17 protein-coding genes are annotated in these 14,733 nt (G+C 62.7%); 10 read left to right on the top strand and 7 right to left on the bottom strand.

The window, feature by feature from the left end; translation table 11 throughout:
* Positions 1–9 precede the first annotated feature (9 nt).
* The 3 genes from sbmA to FJ943_RS21755 form a co-directional block, all read right to left on the bottom strand.
* Entirely contained in the window at positions 10–1,269 is a 1,260-nt protein-coding gene (sbmA, locus tag FJ943_RS21765; protein WP_015318863.1) for a peptide antibiotic transporter SbmA, read from the bottom strand.
* Positions 1,270–1,382: 113 nt separating this feature from the next.
* Complete coding sequence (locus FJ943_RS21760) at positions 1,383–2,543, bottom strand: YbfB/YjiJ family MFS transporter (RefSeq protein ID WP_140724708.1); 1,161 nt, start codon at positions 2,541–2,543, stop codon at positions 1,383–1,385.
* Positions 2,544–2,621: 78 nt separating this feature from the next.
* Positions 2,622–2,840, bottom strand: a complete 219-nt coding sequence (locus FJ943_RS21755; protein WP_140715070.1) for a hypothetical protein — start codon at positions 2,838–2,840, stop codon at positions 2,622–2,624.
* A gap of 95 nt (positions 2,841–2,935) precedes the next feature.
* Between FJ943_RS21755 and FJ943_RS21750 the strand changes: the two genes are divergently transcribed.
* Genes FJ943_RS21750 through FJ943_RS21740 form a run of 3 tightly spaced genes read left to right on the top strand, consistent with a single transcriptional unit; the run spans position 2,936 to position 5,558 of the window.
* Complete coding sequence (locus tag FJ943_RS21750) at positions 2,936–3,928, top strand: LysR substrate-binding domain-containing protein (RefSeq protein ID WP_140715072.1); 993 nt, start codon at positions 2,936–2,938, stop codon at positions 3,926–3,928.
* Positions 3,925–5,181: an aminopeptidase gene (locus tag FJ943_RS21745; protein WP_140724705.1), complete on the top strand. Its 1,257-nt coding sequence runs from the start codon at positions 3,925–3,927 to the stop codon at positions 5,179–5,181. The genes FJ943_RS21750 and FJ943_RS21745 overlap by 4 nt, the downstream gene beginning before the upstream one ends.
* A 23-nt stretch (positions 5,182–5,204) precedes the next feature.
* Complete coding sequence (locus FJ943_RS21740) at positions 5,205–5,558, top strand: DUF488 domain-containing protein (RefSeq protein WP_015318868.1); 354 nt, start codon at positions 5,205–5,207, stop codon at positions 5,556–5,558.
* Positions 5,559–5,658: 100 nt separating this feature from the next.
* Here the strand turns inward: FJ943_RS21740 and FJ943_RS21735 are convergent, their stop codons facing one another.
* Positions 5,659–6,006, bottom strand: coding sequence for an ArsC family reductase (locus tag FJ943_RS21735; protein WP_140724702.1), 348 nt, complete (start codon positions 6,004–6,006; stop codon positions 5,659–5,661).
* Positions 6,007–6,171: 165 nt separating this feature from the next.
* Here FJ943_RS21735 and FJ943_RS21730 point away from each other — a divergent pair, with 165 nt between their 5' ends.
* Positions 6,172–6,528: a metalloregulator ArsR/SmtB family transcription factor gene (locus tag FJ943_RS21730; protein WP_015318870.1), complete on the top strand. Its 357-nt coding sequence runs from the start codon at positions 6,172–6,174 to the stop codon at positions 6,526–6,528.
* Positions 6,525–7,004 carry an SRPBCC family protein gene (locus tag FJ943_RS21725; protein ID WP_140724699.1) on the top strand — a complete coding sequence of 160 codons (480 nt, stop codon included), beginning with the start codon at positions 6,525–6,527 and terminating at the stop codon, positions 7,002–7,004. The genes FJ943_RS21730 and FJ943_RS21725 overlap by 4 nt, the downstream gene beginning before the upstream one ends.
* A gap of 93 nt (positions 7,005–7,097) precedes the next feature.
* Here the strand turns inward: FJ943_RS21725 and FJ943_RS21720 are convergent, their stop codons facing one another.
* Positions 7,098–7,451 (bottom strand): SnoaL-like domain-containing protein, encoded by a 354-nt coding sequence (locus tag FJ943_RS21720; RefSeq protein ID WP_015318872.1) that lies wholly within the window; start codon positions 7,449–7,451, stop codon positions 7,098–7,100.
* 125 nt (positions 7,452–7,576) lie between these two features.
* The gene (locus FJ943_RS21715; protein WP_140715078.1) at positions 7,577–8,179 is read right to left on the bottom strand and encodes a 2'-5' RNA ligase; all 603 of its coding nucleotides are present in this window, start codon (positions 8,177–8,179) and stop codon (positions 7,577–7,579) included.
* A 258-nt stretch (positions 8,180–8,437) separates the two neighbouring features.
* Here FJ943_RS21715 and FJ943_RS21710 point away from each other — a divergent pair, with 258 nt between their 5' ends.
* The 5 genes from FJ943_RS21710 to FJ943_RS21690 all read left to right on the top strand — a co-directional run bounded on the left by FJ943_RS21710 (position 8,438) and on the right by FJ943_RS21690 (position 13,779).
* Positions 8,438–9,595, top strand: a complete 1,158-nt coding sequence (locus FJ943_RS21710; protein ID WP_140724696.1) for a fumarylacetoacetate hydrolase family protein — start codon at positions 8,438–8,440, stop codon at positions 9,593–9,595.
* Between the two features lie 295 nt (positions 9,596–9,890).
* Positions 9,891–10,826, top strand: a complete 936-nt coding sequence (locus FJ943_RS21705; protein ID WP_015318875.1) for a substrate-binding domain-containing protein — start codon at positions 9,891–9,893, stop codon at positions 10,824–10,826.
* A 117-nt stretch (positions 10,827–10,943) separates the two neighbouring features.
* Positions 10,944–11,930: an ABC transporter permease gene (locus tag FJ943_RS21700; RefSeq protein ID WP_015318876.1), complete on the top strand. Its 987-nt coding sequence runs from the start codon at positions 10,944–10,946 to the stop codon at positions 11,928–11,930.
* 3 nt (positions 11,931–11,933) lie between these two features.
* Entirely contained in the window at positions 11,934–12,725 is a 792-nt protein-coding gene (locus FJ943_RS21695; RefSeq protein ID WP_015318877.1) for an ATP-binding cassette domain-containing protein, read from the top strand.
* Between the two features lie 31 nt (positions 12,726–12,756).
* Positions 12,757–13,779, top strand: coding sequence for a LacI family DNA-binding transcriptional regulator (locus FJ943_RS21690; protein ID WP_015318878.1), 1,023 nt, complete (start codon positions 12,757–12,759; stop codon positions 13,777–13,779).
* A gap of 309 nt (positions 13,780–14,088) precedes the next feature.
* Here the strand turns inward: FJ943_RS21690 and FJ943_RS21685 are convergent, their stop codons facing one another.
* The gene (locus tag FJ943_RS21685; protein ID WP_015318879.1) at positions 14,089–14,679 is read right to left on the bottom strand and encodes a TetR/AcrR family transcriptional regulator; all 591 of its coding nucleotides are present in this window, start codon (positions 14,677–14,679) and stop codon (positions 14,089–14,091) included.
* Between the last annotated feature and the right edge of the window lie 54 nt (positions 14,680–14,733).

Below are 14,733 nucleotides of genomic sequence, written 5' to 3'. Positions count from 1 at the left end.
AGAGCATTCCTAGGCCGGATCCCCGGCCCCTTGCCTTGCCAGATAGCGCTGGTCGATGTCGGGCAACGGCTCGCCTTGCAGCGTCGCCTCAAAGGCGCGCAGGCGTTTGTGCACCGATTGCAGCTCGACGATGGTCGACCATGAGGTAAGCAGGAACTGCAGCGAACCCGTCACCTTGCCGAACGCGTTCGATATCTGATTCAGCGCGCCGAACGTTATCTTGTGCGCGACCAGCGACGGGCCCAGGATCAGCAGCGAGAAAATGTTGTCGGCCTGAAGGTAGGTGTACCGGACGACGTTGAAATAGATGTAGTGGAAATAGAGCCGGAAATAATTGTGCCGGACATTGGCGAACAGCTCGGCGGTGGTGGCGGGTTGCGCCCTGTCCGCATGATCCTCGCCATAGACCAGCTCCTTGCGGTAAGCGGCTTCGACGCGCTGGTTGCGGAACTGCAGGCCGGGAAGCTTCATGCCGGCAATCATCACCGAGATCGTGCCGAACAGACACCAGGCAAGTGCCGCGACCACCAATGGCTGCGGGATCGCGCCGATGATCGGCAGTTCGCTGATGTGGGCCTGCAACTGGATCATCACCGGCAGGAAGGCGATCAGGGTCATGATCGACTGGACAAAGCTGGAACCGAGATCCTCCATGATCTGCGAGAACCGCATCGTATCTTCCTGGATGCGCTGCGAAGCGCCCTCGATATGGCGCAGCCTGCTCCAGTTCTCGATAAAGTAGTTGTTCATGGCTGTGCGCCAGCGGAAGATCCAGTGGCTGACGATAAAGGCGTTGACCACCTGCACGTTCATGCCGACCAGGGCCAGCCATGAGAAGTCGGCCAATCCGGTGTAGAACTCGGCGTTCGTCGACTTTCCGGTCCCCGACATCAGCCCCTGTACATAGTCGAAGAACGGGCCGTACCACGCGTTGACGGCGACGCTGACCTGCACGTTGAAATAGATGAAGAACAGGATGACCGCCGTCATCAGGATCGACCAGCGCTGCCATGGGTGCGGCGAATACCAACTCCAGAACGCGTAGAAGATGGCCACGCAAAGCGTGAAGTAGATATAAAACCAGAGGAATGGCTTCGATACGAGAATGGCGATGCCGATGATGGGTGGCGCTCCGGGAGCAGCAGGCGGCATGCCGAAAACCGCTCCCAATTGCTCCCCGCCGAAAAACCAGAACAGGATTGCCGCAAGGCTCCAGATGGCGGCCGAAGAGAAGAACAGCTTCGGCTGCGGGAAGAAGGATACGAACACTGTGGCGAATTCCTCGATCGATGCGCAAATCAGCAGGTTTGAGCCGGCATAAGGTCACACATTAGGGGGAAAGAAAATGCCTGCCCGATGCCGGTGCAGAGCAAGACCACAAATCATGGCGATTTTGGCGCAGCGGACCACGTGACGGCGCCGGAGACGACCAGGACGGCCGCGGCGACGATGGAGGCGAGGAAGAAATCGCCCGATGCCTGCGCCAAAAGTCCGGCGGCGATCGGGCCGATGATCTGGCCAAGACCGAAGGAGGCGGTCATCAGGGCAAAGATGCGCCGGGGCGACGCTGGGGCCTGCTGCCGGGCGGCCTGCAGGCCAAGTGCCGTGATGGCAATGAACGTGCCGCCGAGCAGCACGCCACCAAGCAGCGGCCCCATGCGCCCGCCGGTGGCGACGCTCGCGGTAACGCCGACAACTTCGACGAAGCATCCCAAGGCATAGGCGGCATAAAGCCCGATCCGCGCCGCTATCTTCTGCCACAGCCAGACCGAAGGGAAACCGGCAAGGCCGGCAACCATCCACACCATGGCCTCGAAGACGCGGCTGCCGCCGCCTTGGCGCACGATGGCCACGAGGAAGGTCGCCGTCACCACATAGCCGAAACCGAACAGCCCATAGGCGACGATCACCTTCATCAGCGACCGATCCTTCGGCAGCGCCGGTTCACGGCGGACCTCGCCGTTGGTGAGCGGCCCCTGGTTCACCAGCAGCACCACGGCGACGAAGCCGCAAGCCGAAATCGCCCCCGACCACAGCCAGCCCTGCGCCCAGCCGGCATGTTCGGTGACCAGCACCGCCATCATCGCCGCCGATATCGCTATGCCGAGGCCGACGCCGCCGAAATGCCAGGCCTGCAGGTCGCCGCGCCCGGCGGCCGCGATATGGCTGAAAACGATGCTGGCCATGAACACCATGACGAAAGCGCTCGCCAGACCGGCCAGAAAACGAATGGCGACGAAGGCGGCCATGGCGTCGGTCAGCCCCATCGAGGCGGCCAGCACGGCGCTGGCACCGAGGGCGCCCAGCATCAGCAAACGCTCGCGTCCATGTGCCCAGCTGCCCGCCGCCACCAACGCGCCAACGAGATAGCCCAGATAATTCGCCGAGGCGATCCAGCCGGCATTGGCCGGCGACAGATGCAGTTCCTCCATCATGCCAGGCAGGATCGGCGTGTAGACGAAGCGGCCGATGCCCATGGCGACGGCCATGGCGATCATGCCGGCGAAGGCGTAACGCAGCGCTGTCGATTGGGGCGAAGTCATTGCAGTGCACAATAGATGTGCGAGCGGGTGAAACAATCCGCCTCGTGTTGGGCCAGTGCCCTGATCGCGATCGCGCGCTCAGCAGCGATCGCCGAAACCGGCGCTCGGTGAAACGGTCTCATAGGCGGTCCGGCGCGCCGTCAACCGGAACGGCACATCACCGAGTTCGCGCTCCGACATTACATCCAGCGCGGGATGGGCAAGCGGATCGGTCAGCCAACTCAGCGTATCGAAGTCGCAGCGCGTGTCATCCGGCGAAGTGGCCGCGACCAGGGCCTTCAGCAACATGCTCAGCATTTCCGGCTCCATGGGCCTGTTTCCACCCATAAGGTCTGCCGTTTCGATATCCCTTTCAATTGAGATTTCGGCCGGATCGGTTTAGAAAATCTCAAATGGCCATGCTCAACCGCGTTCATCTCAACGGCCTTCGCGCCGTGGAAACCGTCGCCCGTCTCGGCTCGCTCGCCGCCGCCGCCGCAGAACTCAATGTTTCCGTCAGCGCCGTCAGCCAGCAGATCAGCCGCACCGAAAAACAGCTCGGCCAGGCACTGTTCGAGCGCACCACAAGCGGCCTGGTCCTGACCGAATTCGGCGCCGTCTTCGCGGCCCGCCTTGGCACTGGATTTCGCGAGCTTGCCCAGGCCGTGGCACTGGCCGACGAAGCCAGCCAGTGCACATTGGTCGTTTCGGCGGCACCGGCCTTTGCCTCCAAATGGCTGCTGCCACGGCTGTCGCGGCACTTCGACCGGCATCCCAACGTGCTGCTGCGTATCGACGCTTCAGTGCGGCTGGCCAATCTCGATCACTCGGACGTCGACATTGCCATCCGGCTTGGCGACGGCAAATGGCCGGGTGGAAAGGCGGAGCTGCTTTTGGCGCAGGAAGTCTTCCCGGTCTGCGCGCCCGGGATTGCCAGAAAACTAACGTCGATCTGCGACCTCGCCCAGACCTGCGCCATCACCGACGAGCGGGCGATGATCAACTGGGAAAGCTGGTTCGCGGCCGCCGGCGTTCAACCCGTTACCTTCCAGAAAGGCGCAAGCTTCACCGACCCGATGCTGTGCCTGGAATCGGCGATCGCCGGCCATGGCGTGATGCTCGGCTGGCAATTGCTGACGGCCGATGCGCTGGCCGACGGGCGCCTGGTGGCGCCGTTCGGAATTCGCGCCCAGAGCGGCCTCGGCTACTGGCTGGTGACCTCCGCCACCAAGGCCGAGAGCCGCAAGGTCCGGGACTTCATGATCTGGATCAAGGAAGAGATCGCGGCGACGATGGCGCGGTTCGGATCGTCGGTCGCGGAGCCCAGCGGCACGATCACGGTGGAAAGCACCGCGGCACCGGTCTATGTTCAATCAAACATCCCAAGACGACAGGCAGGATCATGACCACACATTCGCGCGGCGTTTCCGCAACGATCGACCCGGTGAAGCTCGACAGGCTGGCGGAAGTCGCCATCAAGGTGGGGCTGCAATTGCAGCCCGGACAGGACCTGGTGCTGACATCGTCGATCGCGGCCCTGCCGCTGACCAGGCGCATCGTCGAACACGCCTACAAGGCCGGTGCCGGGCTGGTGACGCCGATCTTCAACGATGACGAGATGACGCTGGCGCGCTACCGCTTCGGCGCCGATGCTGGCTTCGACCATGCCGCCGGCTGGCTCTACGAAGGCATGGCTAAGGCCTTCTCCAACAACGCAGCCCGGCTTGCCGTGCGCGGCGAGGATCCGTCGCTCCTGTCGGCGCAGGATCCGGCGAAGGTGGCGCGCGCCAACAAGGCCAATTCAATGGCCTACCAGCCGGCGCTGGAGAAGATCACCGGCTTCGACATCAACTGGAACATCGTCGCCTATCCGGATCTGGCCTGGGCCAGGCAGGTTTTCCCCGGCGATGCCGACGACGTGGCGGTCGCGAAGCTCGCCGACGCCATCTTCGCCGCCTCGCGGGTGGATGTGGAAGACCCGATCGGCAACTGGACGGCGCACAATGCGGCGCTGCGCGGCCGCACCGAATGGCTCAACGGCCATGATTTCCATGCCCTGCATTTCGCTGGACCGGGCACCGACCTGACGGTCGGGCTGGCGGATGGCCATGAGTGGATGGGCGGCGCCTCGACCGCCAAGAACGGCATCACCTGCAATCCCAACATCCCGACCGAGGAAGTTTTCACCACCCCGCATGCGCGGCGCGTCGAGGGCCATGTCTCCTCGACCAAGCCGCTGTCCTACCAAGGCACGCTGATCGACGACATCTCGGTGCGCTTCGAGGGCGGCAGGATCGTCGAGGCCAAGGCTTCGAAAGGTGAGGACGTGCTGAAGAAGGTGCTCGACACCGACGAGGGCGCGCGTCGGCTGGGCGAAGTGGCGCTGGTGCCGCATTCCTCGCCGATCTCGGCCAGCGGCCTGTTGTTCTTCAACACGCTGTTCGACGAAAACGCCGCCTGCCACATCGCGCTCGGCCAATGCTATTCGAAATGCTTCGTCGACGGCGCCTCGCTCAGCCAGGACGAAATCGCGGCGCGCGGCGGCAACAAGAGCTTCATCCATATCGACTGGATGATCGGGTCGGACAAGATCGACATTGACGGCGTCGCCAAGGATGGCAGCCGCGTGCCGGTGATGCGCAAGGGCGAGTGGGCCTGAGGGGTTCGGCGTAGGGAGGTCGAATGGCTTTCGACCTGATGGTCAAGCGGATTTACGAACCACCCGCTGCCGATGACGGGCAGCGGGTGTTGGTTGACCGCATCTGGCCGCGCGGCGTCAGCAGGGAGCATGCCGCGCTGGCACTGTGGCTGAAGGAGATCGCGCCGAGCGACGACCTGCGGAAGTGGTTCGGGCACGAGCCGGCACGTTGGGCGGAATTTCGGAAGCGGTACGGGGCTGAGCTCGACGGGAATGGTGAGGCGGTTGCGCAGCTGCGCGGCTTGCTTGGCGAGGGCAAGGTAACGCTGCTCTACGGCGCGCATGATGAGGCGCACAATAATGCGGTGGCGCTGGCGGAGTATTTGAGCGCGGGTTGAGGCGCTCGGACCTTCGCAAGCAGGCGGGACAGCGCCCCCCCTCTGTCCTGCCGGACATCTCCCCCACGAGGGTGGAGATCGGACGTCGCGACGCTTCCGCCTACTTCCCCACCGTCTGCTCATAAACCTCCGGCTTGAAGCCAACCACCACCCGATCGCCGATCTCCAAGACCGGCCGCTTGATCATCGTCGGCTTGGCCAGCATGAGCGCTTTCGCCTTCTTCTCGTCGAGGCCTTGCTTGTCCGCCTCCGGCAATTCGCGAAACGTGCTGCCCTTGTTGAGCAGCTTTTCCCAACCGACCTTGCCGACCCAGCCATTCAGCTTGCCCGCCTCGATCCCTTCGGCCCGATAGTCGTGGAAACGATAGGGAAGGTCATGGCTCTCCAGCCAGACGCGCGCCTTCTTGATCGTGTCGCAATTGGTGATGCCGTACATGGTGATCGTCAAAGTGCTCTTCCCTTGGGCTGACAGTCGAATCCGTTTCGCAGCCTAAAACCGCCCTTCCCGCTTGGCCAGCAGCTTGGTCAGCGTTGCCGGAAATTTGGCGCTTGCCAACACTAAGGCAATTACCTAAGTGTTTCTAATCGCTTTTTGACGACCCGGGACCGATCGATGACCAGCCTCCAGAGTGCAAATCCAAGCCTCCCGCCGATCGACGGCATTTTTCGCGCGCTTGCCGACCCGACGCGACGGCGCGTGGTCGAGCGGCTGAACAGGAGCCCTGCTTCGGTCAGCGAACTGGCCCAGCCTTTCGAGATGGCCCTGCCATCCTTCATCGACCATCTCAAGATTCTCGAAGGCTGCGGGCTGGTTCGTTCGCAAAAGACCGGACGGGTCAGGACTTACGAGCTTGCGCCTGAACCGTTGAAGCTCGCCGAAAGCTGGCTGGCCGAACAGCGTACAGTTTGGGAACGCCGCCTCGACCGGTTCGATGCCTATGTCATGACCCTCAAGGAGCAGGAAAAATGAGTTATTCCTTCGAGCCCGATCCCCGGCTGGACCTGACGCTGGAGCGCGTAATCGATGCGCCGCGCGAATTGCTTTGGCGAGCCTGGACGACACCTGAGCATGTCAGGCAGTGGTTCACGCCGAAGCCATGGCTGATCACCGACTGCGAGATCGACCTCAGACCGGGCGGCCTGTTTCGGACACGCATGCAGTCGCCCGACGGCAAGGAGGTCAGTGACCGCCACTACTGCTATCTGGAAATCGTGCCCAACGAGCGGCTGGTGTGGACGGATGCGCTGCTGCCCGGCTATCGACCCTCGGGGGAGCCTTTCATCACCGCGGTCATTTCGCTCCATCCGGATGGCCAGGGTACGCGCTATACCGCTACAGCCATTCACCGTGACCAAGCCACCCGCGACAACCATGAAGAGATGGGTTTCTTCGACGGCTGGGGCACGGTGGCCGATCAACTTGCGCAGTATGTGAAGACGATTTGAACGCCCCCAGCGGCCAGAGGATCCTCTGGCCGCCGTGCTCATTTTCAACCTTGCCGCAAAGAGAGCAAAGCTAGGAAGGCCCGATTTCCGGCCTCAGTAGTAAAAGCGCTCTTCGGTGATCTTGCCGTTCTTGACCGTGTACAGGCCAACCTCATCCATGGTGACACGCTCGCCGGTGGCCTTGGGCGTTATGTCAAAGGTGAAGCGCACCGCGAATTGATCGCCGTTGACATAAGGGCCCTCGACCGAGCCGCCATGCACTTCGTGGTTCTCTTGCCACCACTGGCTTTTCTGCCTGAGGGCCTCCTTGCCGTGACTGACGGCCATCGGTCCCTCCATCGCTTCGTAGCTGGCGATATCGTCGGCATTGTATTTTTCGGCAGCACCTTCGTTGTTGCCCTGCTTGAGAAGTTCGGTGAACTCCTTGGCGATTTCCGTGACGGTCATTTTTGTTCCTCCTGTTCAGACGCATTGCAAGTAGGGAACCGCTTGCGGACCTGCCATCGCGGACAGGTCGATAGCTGACATGACCCTGTCAGGATGGGGTGTCGCGCGAACCAGCGGCCCCTTCGTTACATCGCAATCAGCGGCCAACGTTCCAGAAAATCATATTGCGTCAGCCCGCGCAGGCTGTGCACGAGAATGAACTCCCGCGCCACGAAGCTGATCGGCTCGATCGGCAGTTGTGGGATAAGTTTCTGGTCATAGGCAAGGGTCAGATGAGGGACGAACCCGTCTGACGCCTTGAGGCCTTGACGCAGCATTTCGGCGCCGAGATTCCCGCTCAGTTCACAAACCGGTCCGTCATCGGCCACAAGCACGAAGGGGTGCTTGGCCGGTCGGCCTCTTGTCGCCGGACGGCCAGGAAAGCTCCTGGCGTGGCGAAAGGTGATCTCAAAAGCAGGCATCACGACGCGCTGCCCCGATCGGGTGGCCGCAAAGATGATTTTCGACCGCAGCCGCTTGTAGTCCCCGACATGCTGCTGGCTGACATGAAAACGCTCCGGTATCAGCGGTGAGCCGGCTATGCCAAATTTGTGGCATAGTCGGCTTTGACAATCAGCAAACCTAGAATAATCCCCTGCCTGCAGAAACACGCCGAAGAAGACACGATCCGGTTTTTTGGGCCGCCTTGGCGGTTCTGGAATTCCGAAATCTAGTTCGCCTTGGTACATTACCTATACGCTCGCCAAGGAACGCCTCCGTTCTGTTCTGGCGCCCGGAACAAAACACGAACAATTCTCTGAGTCAAGTTCGAGTAACCGGACCCTAAGCCCGGTGATGTCCTTGACATCCGGACATCGTGGATGACCCAGTCGGCATATTCGCGGCCACCGCTCGACTGCTTGGATGGGATAGACCTTTGAATGAAATCCGGCGAAAGTGCCGCGCCGACCGGGCCAGCATTTTCGATTCAACGAGGAACCCAACTCATGACCAACCCGACACATCTGCCCGCCGAAGGCTTGTTTGTCGGCCGCGCCAGGAGCGGCGATGCCTCGTACCCCCTGGTCGTCACGGTGCGCGACGACACCGTCTTCGACATCACATCCAGCGCGGCGCCCACCGTGCGTGACGTCTGCGAATTGGCCGACCCGGCCGGCCATGTGCGCTCGGCCAGGGGCAAGCCGATCGGTTCACTCGACGCCATCGCGGCCAACAGTTTCGAAGCCACGCGCGATCGGGCAAAACCCTTTCTGCTGTCGCCGGTCGACCTGCAGGCGATCAAGGCTTCCGGCGTCACCTTCGTGGTCAGCCTGCTCGAACGGGTGATCGAGGAACAGGCGCGTGGCTCGGCCGAGAAGGCCGACGCCATCCGCGCCGACATTGCGGGCCTGATCGGCCATGATCTTTCGAAGCTCAAGCCCGGTTCGCCAGAGGCGATGGAGATCAAGGCCAAGCTGATTTCGCGCGGCGCCTGGTCGCAATATCTGGAAGTGGGCATCGGCCCCGATGCCGAGATCTTCACCAAGTGCCAGCCGATGGCCTCGGTCGGCTTCGGCGCCGATGTCGGCCTGCATCCGGTGTCGACCTGGAACAATCCGGAGCCGGAGATCGCCATGATCGCCGCATCGAGCGGCAGGATCGTCGGCGCCACCATCGGCAACGACGTCAATCTGCGCGACGTCGAGGGGCGTTCGGCGCTGCTGCTCGGCAAGGCCAAGGACAACAACGCCTCGGCCTCGCTTGGCCCCTTCATCCGGCTGTTCGACGACACGTTCTCCATCGCCGACGTGAAGCAGGCCGTCGTGCGCCTGAAGGTCGAGGGCGAGGACGGGTTTTCGCTGGAGGGGGCAAGCTCGATGGCCGAGATCAGCCGCTCGCCGGAGGAGCTGGTTGCGGCGGCCATGGGCCCGCATCACCAGTATCCGGACGGGCTGGCGCTCTATCTCGGCACCATGTTCGTGCCGTCGAAGGATCGCGGCGAAAAGGGCAAGGGGTTCACGCACAAGGTCGGCGACATCGTCACCATCTCGTCGGAGAAATTCGGCGCGCTGGTCAACCGCGTGCGGCTGTCGCCCGATTGCCCGCACTGGACCTACGGCGCCAGCCATTTGATGCGCGACCTCGCCAAGGCCGGCCTGCTCTAAGCGGCTCTTTGGGGGCTTTCGCCCTCAGAGATCGCCCAGACGTGATCGGGATAGTCCGCCCGGCTGAGCTCTCGGCGACAATCATCCGACTGCCCGGGAAAAATCATCCCGACTGATGCGATCTGATGGGGTCGCTGATGGCGCCGCGTCAGGCGCCCACTACATCTGCAGATGGAGGCTTGCCATTCGCCGAAAAAGGGAATGCTCTTAGGCATCCGAGCGGCGCTGGCAAAAAGACGCAATCCGGCTGAAGCCGGAACAAGGGACGGATCATCTTCAACCGGGAGGAAATCAAATGCTGACGAGACTAAGACTTGTGCTCTACGGCCTGCTGATCGCGCTGACGGTCATTCCGGCAGCCGCGCAGGCCAAGACGTTCTACTGGATTTCACATGGCGGGCCGGCCGACCCGGTCTGGACCTACTTCCTCGCCGGCGCCAAGCAATGGGCCAAGGACACCGGCAACACCGTCAACACGTCGTTCCACAATGGCGACGTCGCCTCGCAGCAGGAGGCGGTCCGTGCCGCCCTCTCGGCCAAGGCCGACGGCATCGTCACCACCAGCCCCGATCCGGGCAGCCTGGTCGAGATCGTCAAGGAAGCGCGCGCGGCCAACGTCCCGATCATCAACTTCAACACGCCCGATCCCAAGGCCAATTTCAACGCCTATGTCGGCGGTGACAACGTCACTTTCGGCAAGCACTGGGCGCAGTATCTGGTCGACAAGGGCCTGGTGAAGAAGGGCGACTTCGTCTGGATGCCGGTCGAGATCCCCGGCGCCACCTACGGCGTGCAGGAAGAAGAAGGCATCAAGAGCGTCTTCGGCCCGCTCGGCATCACCTATGAAGTGACCGAAGCGACGCTCGACCAGGCCGAGGTGATCAACCGCATGGTCGACTACCTCACCGCCCACAAGGGCAAGGTTAACGCCATCATCGGCCTGGGCGACCTCGTAACCGGTTCGATCAAGCGCGTGTTCGACCAGGTCGGCGTCAAGCCGGGCGAAATCCCGGTCGTCGGCTGGGGCAACTCGCTCGACACCACCCAGGAAGTGCTGAACGGCTATGTCAATGCCGGCCAGTGGCAGGATCCGCAGGCGACCAGCTATGTGGCGCTGTCGCTCGCCAACATGGCGGCCAGCGGCATTCCTCCGGGCTTCAACGTCATCACCGGCGCGCTCTATGAGAAGGACACCGCGGCGGTCTACGACAAGATCCTGTCCGGCAAATAATCCGCGATCCCCTGGCGCCGCGCGTTTTCGCACGGCGCCAGATATCTTCCTGCGCCGTGGCATGCCACCCGATGCGGTGGAGCTCGCGGCCCGTCCCAACCATGTCGCGGGTTCCCAGTGGAAAATCATTCGCTCATCCAACGCCTGATCGCGCGGCCGGAATTCGGACCTTTCATTCTGCTCATCGTGGAGATCGCCGTTTTCTGGGGTTTCAACCACGACTTCCTGTCGCCGCAGAACATCTCCAACACGCTGGCCTTCACGGTCGAGCTCGGCCTGATCGCGCTGGCGATGACGCTGTTGATGACTTCGGGCGAATTCGACCTCTCCGTCGGGTCCCTGTTCGGCTTCTCGCCCGTGCTGATGTGGACGCTGTTCAATGCCGGCGTCACCTCGCTGGAAATGGGCTTCCTTGTCGCGCTGGTGGTTGCCGCCTTGATCGGCCTGGTCAATGGCTGGTTCGTCACGCAGCTCAAGATCCCGTCCTTCCTGGTGACGCTCGGCATGCTGCTGGTGGTGCGCGGCAGCGCGCTTTTCATCACCGACGGGTTTCCGCAGCGCACCTGGAGTGCCGAAGGCAGCTGGCTGGCGGAGGCTCTGGTCGGCGACTTCTTCATCGGGCCGTTCCGCATCTACATGTCGCTGTTCTGGTTCATCGCCGCGGCGATCGCGCTCGGCTATGTCCTGACGCAAAGCCGGACCGGCAACTGGATCCAGGCGGCGGGCGGCAATCCCAACGCGGCGCGTGCCCGCGGCGTCAATGTCAATCGCGTCAAGGTCGGCCTGTTCGTCCTGTCGTCGGTCATGGCCTCGCTTGCCGGCGTCATCTCCTCGCTGCGCACATCCGCCGCCAACCCCAACAGCGGTACTGGCTACGAGCTCGAGGTGATCGCCATGGTGGTGATCGGCGGCACCGCACTCACCGGCGGGCGCGGCACCATCATCGGCACCGTGCTCGGCATCCTGATCCTGCGCGTGATGCGCAACGGCATCGTGCTGATCGGCGTGCCCGGCCTTGCCTACAACATCTTCATCGGCGCGATCATCCTTGGCATGATGGCGCTGCATTCATGGCTGGAACGCCGGCACCAGGCGGGGACTTGAACCATGGCCGAGCCATTGATCCGCATGCACAACATCCGCAAGTCCTATGGCCGCGTGCAGGCGCTGGTGGACGCCAATTTCCATGTCAACGAGCGTGAGATCGTCGGCCTTCTGGGCGACAATGGCGCCGGCAAATCGACGCTGATCAAGGTTCTCTCCGGCGCGGTGCCGCTGACCAGCGGCGATATCTTCATCCGCGGCAAGAAGGTCACCTTGCGCGATACCAGCGACGCCATCGCCCACGGCATCGAGACCATCTACCAGGACTCCGCCCTGGTCACGCAATTGTCGATCGCGCGCAACCTGTTCCTGGGTCGAGAACCGATCAAGCCGCCGCGCTTCCTTAACCGCATGGACCAGGACGCCATGAACACGGTCGCCCGCGATCTGCTCAAACAGGTCGGAATCTCCAAGAACATCCCGCCGACGACGCCGATCGGCTCGCTCTCCGGGGGCGAGCGGCAGGCGGTTGCGATCGCGCGCGCCATGCATTTCGACAGCGACCTGATCATCCTCGACGAGCCGACCAACAATCTCGGCGTGGCCGAAACCCAAGGCGTGCTCAGCTTCGTGCGCAACGCCCGCGATTCCGGCCACTCCTGCATCTTCATCGCGCACAACATCCACCATGTCTTCCAGGTGGTCGACCGCATCGTCGTCATGCGCAGGGGCAAGGTGGTCGCCGACGACATCGATCCGAAGACGACAACCGTGACGGAAGTCGAGCGCATCATCACCGGCATGTCGGACAAGGACATCCGCGACGCCCTCGCGGACGGCAAGCCGGCGCACTGAGGACGTACGTATCGACGTGTAGGGTTGCGGCATGAAGGCTACCGTCTCCGACATCGCCAGGAACTGCGGGCTGTCGACCGCGACGGTCGACAGGGTGCTCAACAACCGGCCCGGAGCGAGTGCCGCCAACCGGCAACGCGTCATGGAGGCCGCCAAGCAGCTCGGCTATCTGCCGGTCGCCGACCAGGTGACGCTTCCCTCGAGGCCCGCAAACCTGGAATTCTTCCTGCCGATCGGCTCGAACGACTTCATGCACGACCTGGCAAAGCACATCGAGGACTACGCCTCGCGCCTGCCGCTGGTGGCGTCCTGCCGGATTCACAATCTCGCCGGTATCTCGCCCAATGCCTTGCAGACCGCGGTCGAAAAGCTGTCGCTGCGCGCCAACGGCGTCGGTGTCATCGCGGTCGATCATCCCAGGACGCGCAACATCCTGCGCGACATGGTCGAGGCCGGCATCCGGCTGGTGACGCTGGTGTCCGATATTCCGGCCGCACCCCGCTCGGCCTATGTCGGCATCGACAACCGCGTGGCGGGACGGACGGCGGCACTTTTGATGGGACGCTTTCTCGGCGGCCGCGAGGGGCAGCTGGCGATGGTCGTCGGTTCGCGTTCCTATCGCGGTCATGAAGAGCGCGAGATGGGCTTCCGCTCCGTGCTTGGCGAGGAGTTTCCCAACCTCACCGTCAGCAGCGCCGTCGAGATCAATGACGAGCCCGATGCCAGCTATGCCGCAACCATGAAAGCGTTGCGCAACGAGCCGGAACTGCTCGGCATCTATTGTGTCGGCGCCGGGCGCTCCGGCATTGCCAAGGCGATCCGGGAAACCAGGCCCAACCGCAAGCCGGTCTTCATCTGCCACGACCTGACAAGGGAGACACGCGGCTACCTCGTCGACGACCTCGCCGACGTCGTCATCGACCAGAACGCCAGGCTGATCGCGGAGCAGTCGGTGATCCAGCTGCTCGGCTCGATCGCATCATCGGCGCCCTATCTCACCCGCAAATTCATCGAGCCGCGACTGATCTTCCGGGAAAACGTACCCGTGCAGTGAGATCCCGCATCTCCTGGGAACCTGACCGCCCCTGCAAATCTGCACAGCAGCTATGCACAATTCATTGTTGCCGAATCATTGGGCAACTCGTACGTTCAGGTTGTCGGCCATCTACTCCTCCCAGATGCGATGCCGACGCTGAATGGGGTGCACCTCCTCCCGCGCCACATTCGAAATCGAGCCCGCTGCCACCTCCTCCCGGCAGCGGGCTTTTTTCGTTCAGTCAACGGGAAATAGCGTGCTGCCTATAGGGTAGCAGACATCGTTTCGGTCACGCGACCGCAAAATCACCAGCAGCCACGGCAATACTTAACCGGCGGCAGTGCCCCGGAAGGAAACGATCAGTCCTTCAGCCATCCGCACGAACTGCGTGCTCGGGCCCTCGGCACCGACGGTCTGCACGCTGACCCGCGCACCTTCAAACAGCAGCGACAGCGTATCGGCGAGAAGCTCGGCCTGGCCGATGCCGGCATCCCGGCAGAGCCCGACCAGGCGTTCGCGCTGGGCTTCCTTGAGTTCCTTGATGACGCGCCTTGCCGGATGATCGGGTTCGGTCAGCTCGGCGGCGGCGTTGGCCATGTCGCAGCCACGGCCGTCGGTGTTGAGCATGGCGGCGGCCTTGCGAACCCAGGCATGAAGTTGAGCGAGTTTGTCACCCGGATGCTCGGCCTCGAACGTTTCCCACATCGCGCCAGCTTTCAGTGCGTTGGCGCGCAGGCATTCGACGATCAGTTCGTCCTTGGATTCGAAGTGACGATAGAGCGTCATCTTGTTCGTGCCGGCAGCCTCGGTGATGGCGTCGACGCCGACGCCCTTGATGCCGTGCTTGTGGAACATGTCACGCGCCGTCTCCAGAATTCGATCCCGGGGACGAGAGCGCTCCACGACGCCGTCTGTCATCATGATCTCCTTTCGTTTCCAAAAAACCCTCGGCCACCTCTTGACTAGGGTGTT

It is taken from the genome of Mesorhizobium sp. B2-3-10, from assembly GCF_006442275.1.
Classification (GTDB): Bacteria; Pseudomonadota; Alphaproteobacteria; order Rhizobiales; family Rhizobiaceae; genus Mesorhizobium; species Mesorhizobium australicum.
This window is presented reverse-complemented; position numbering and strand designations above follow the sequence as displayed.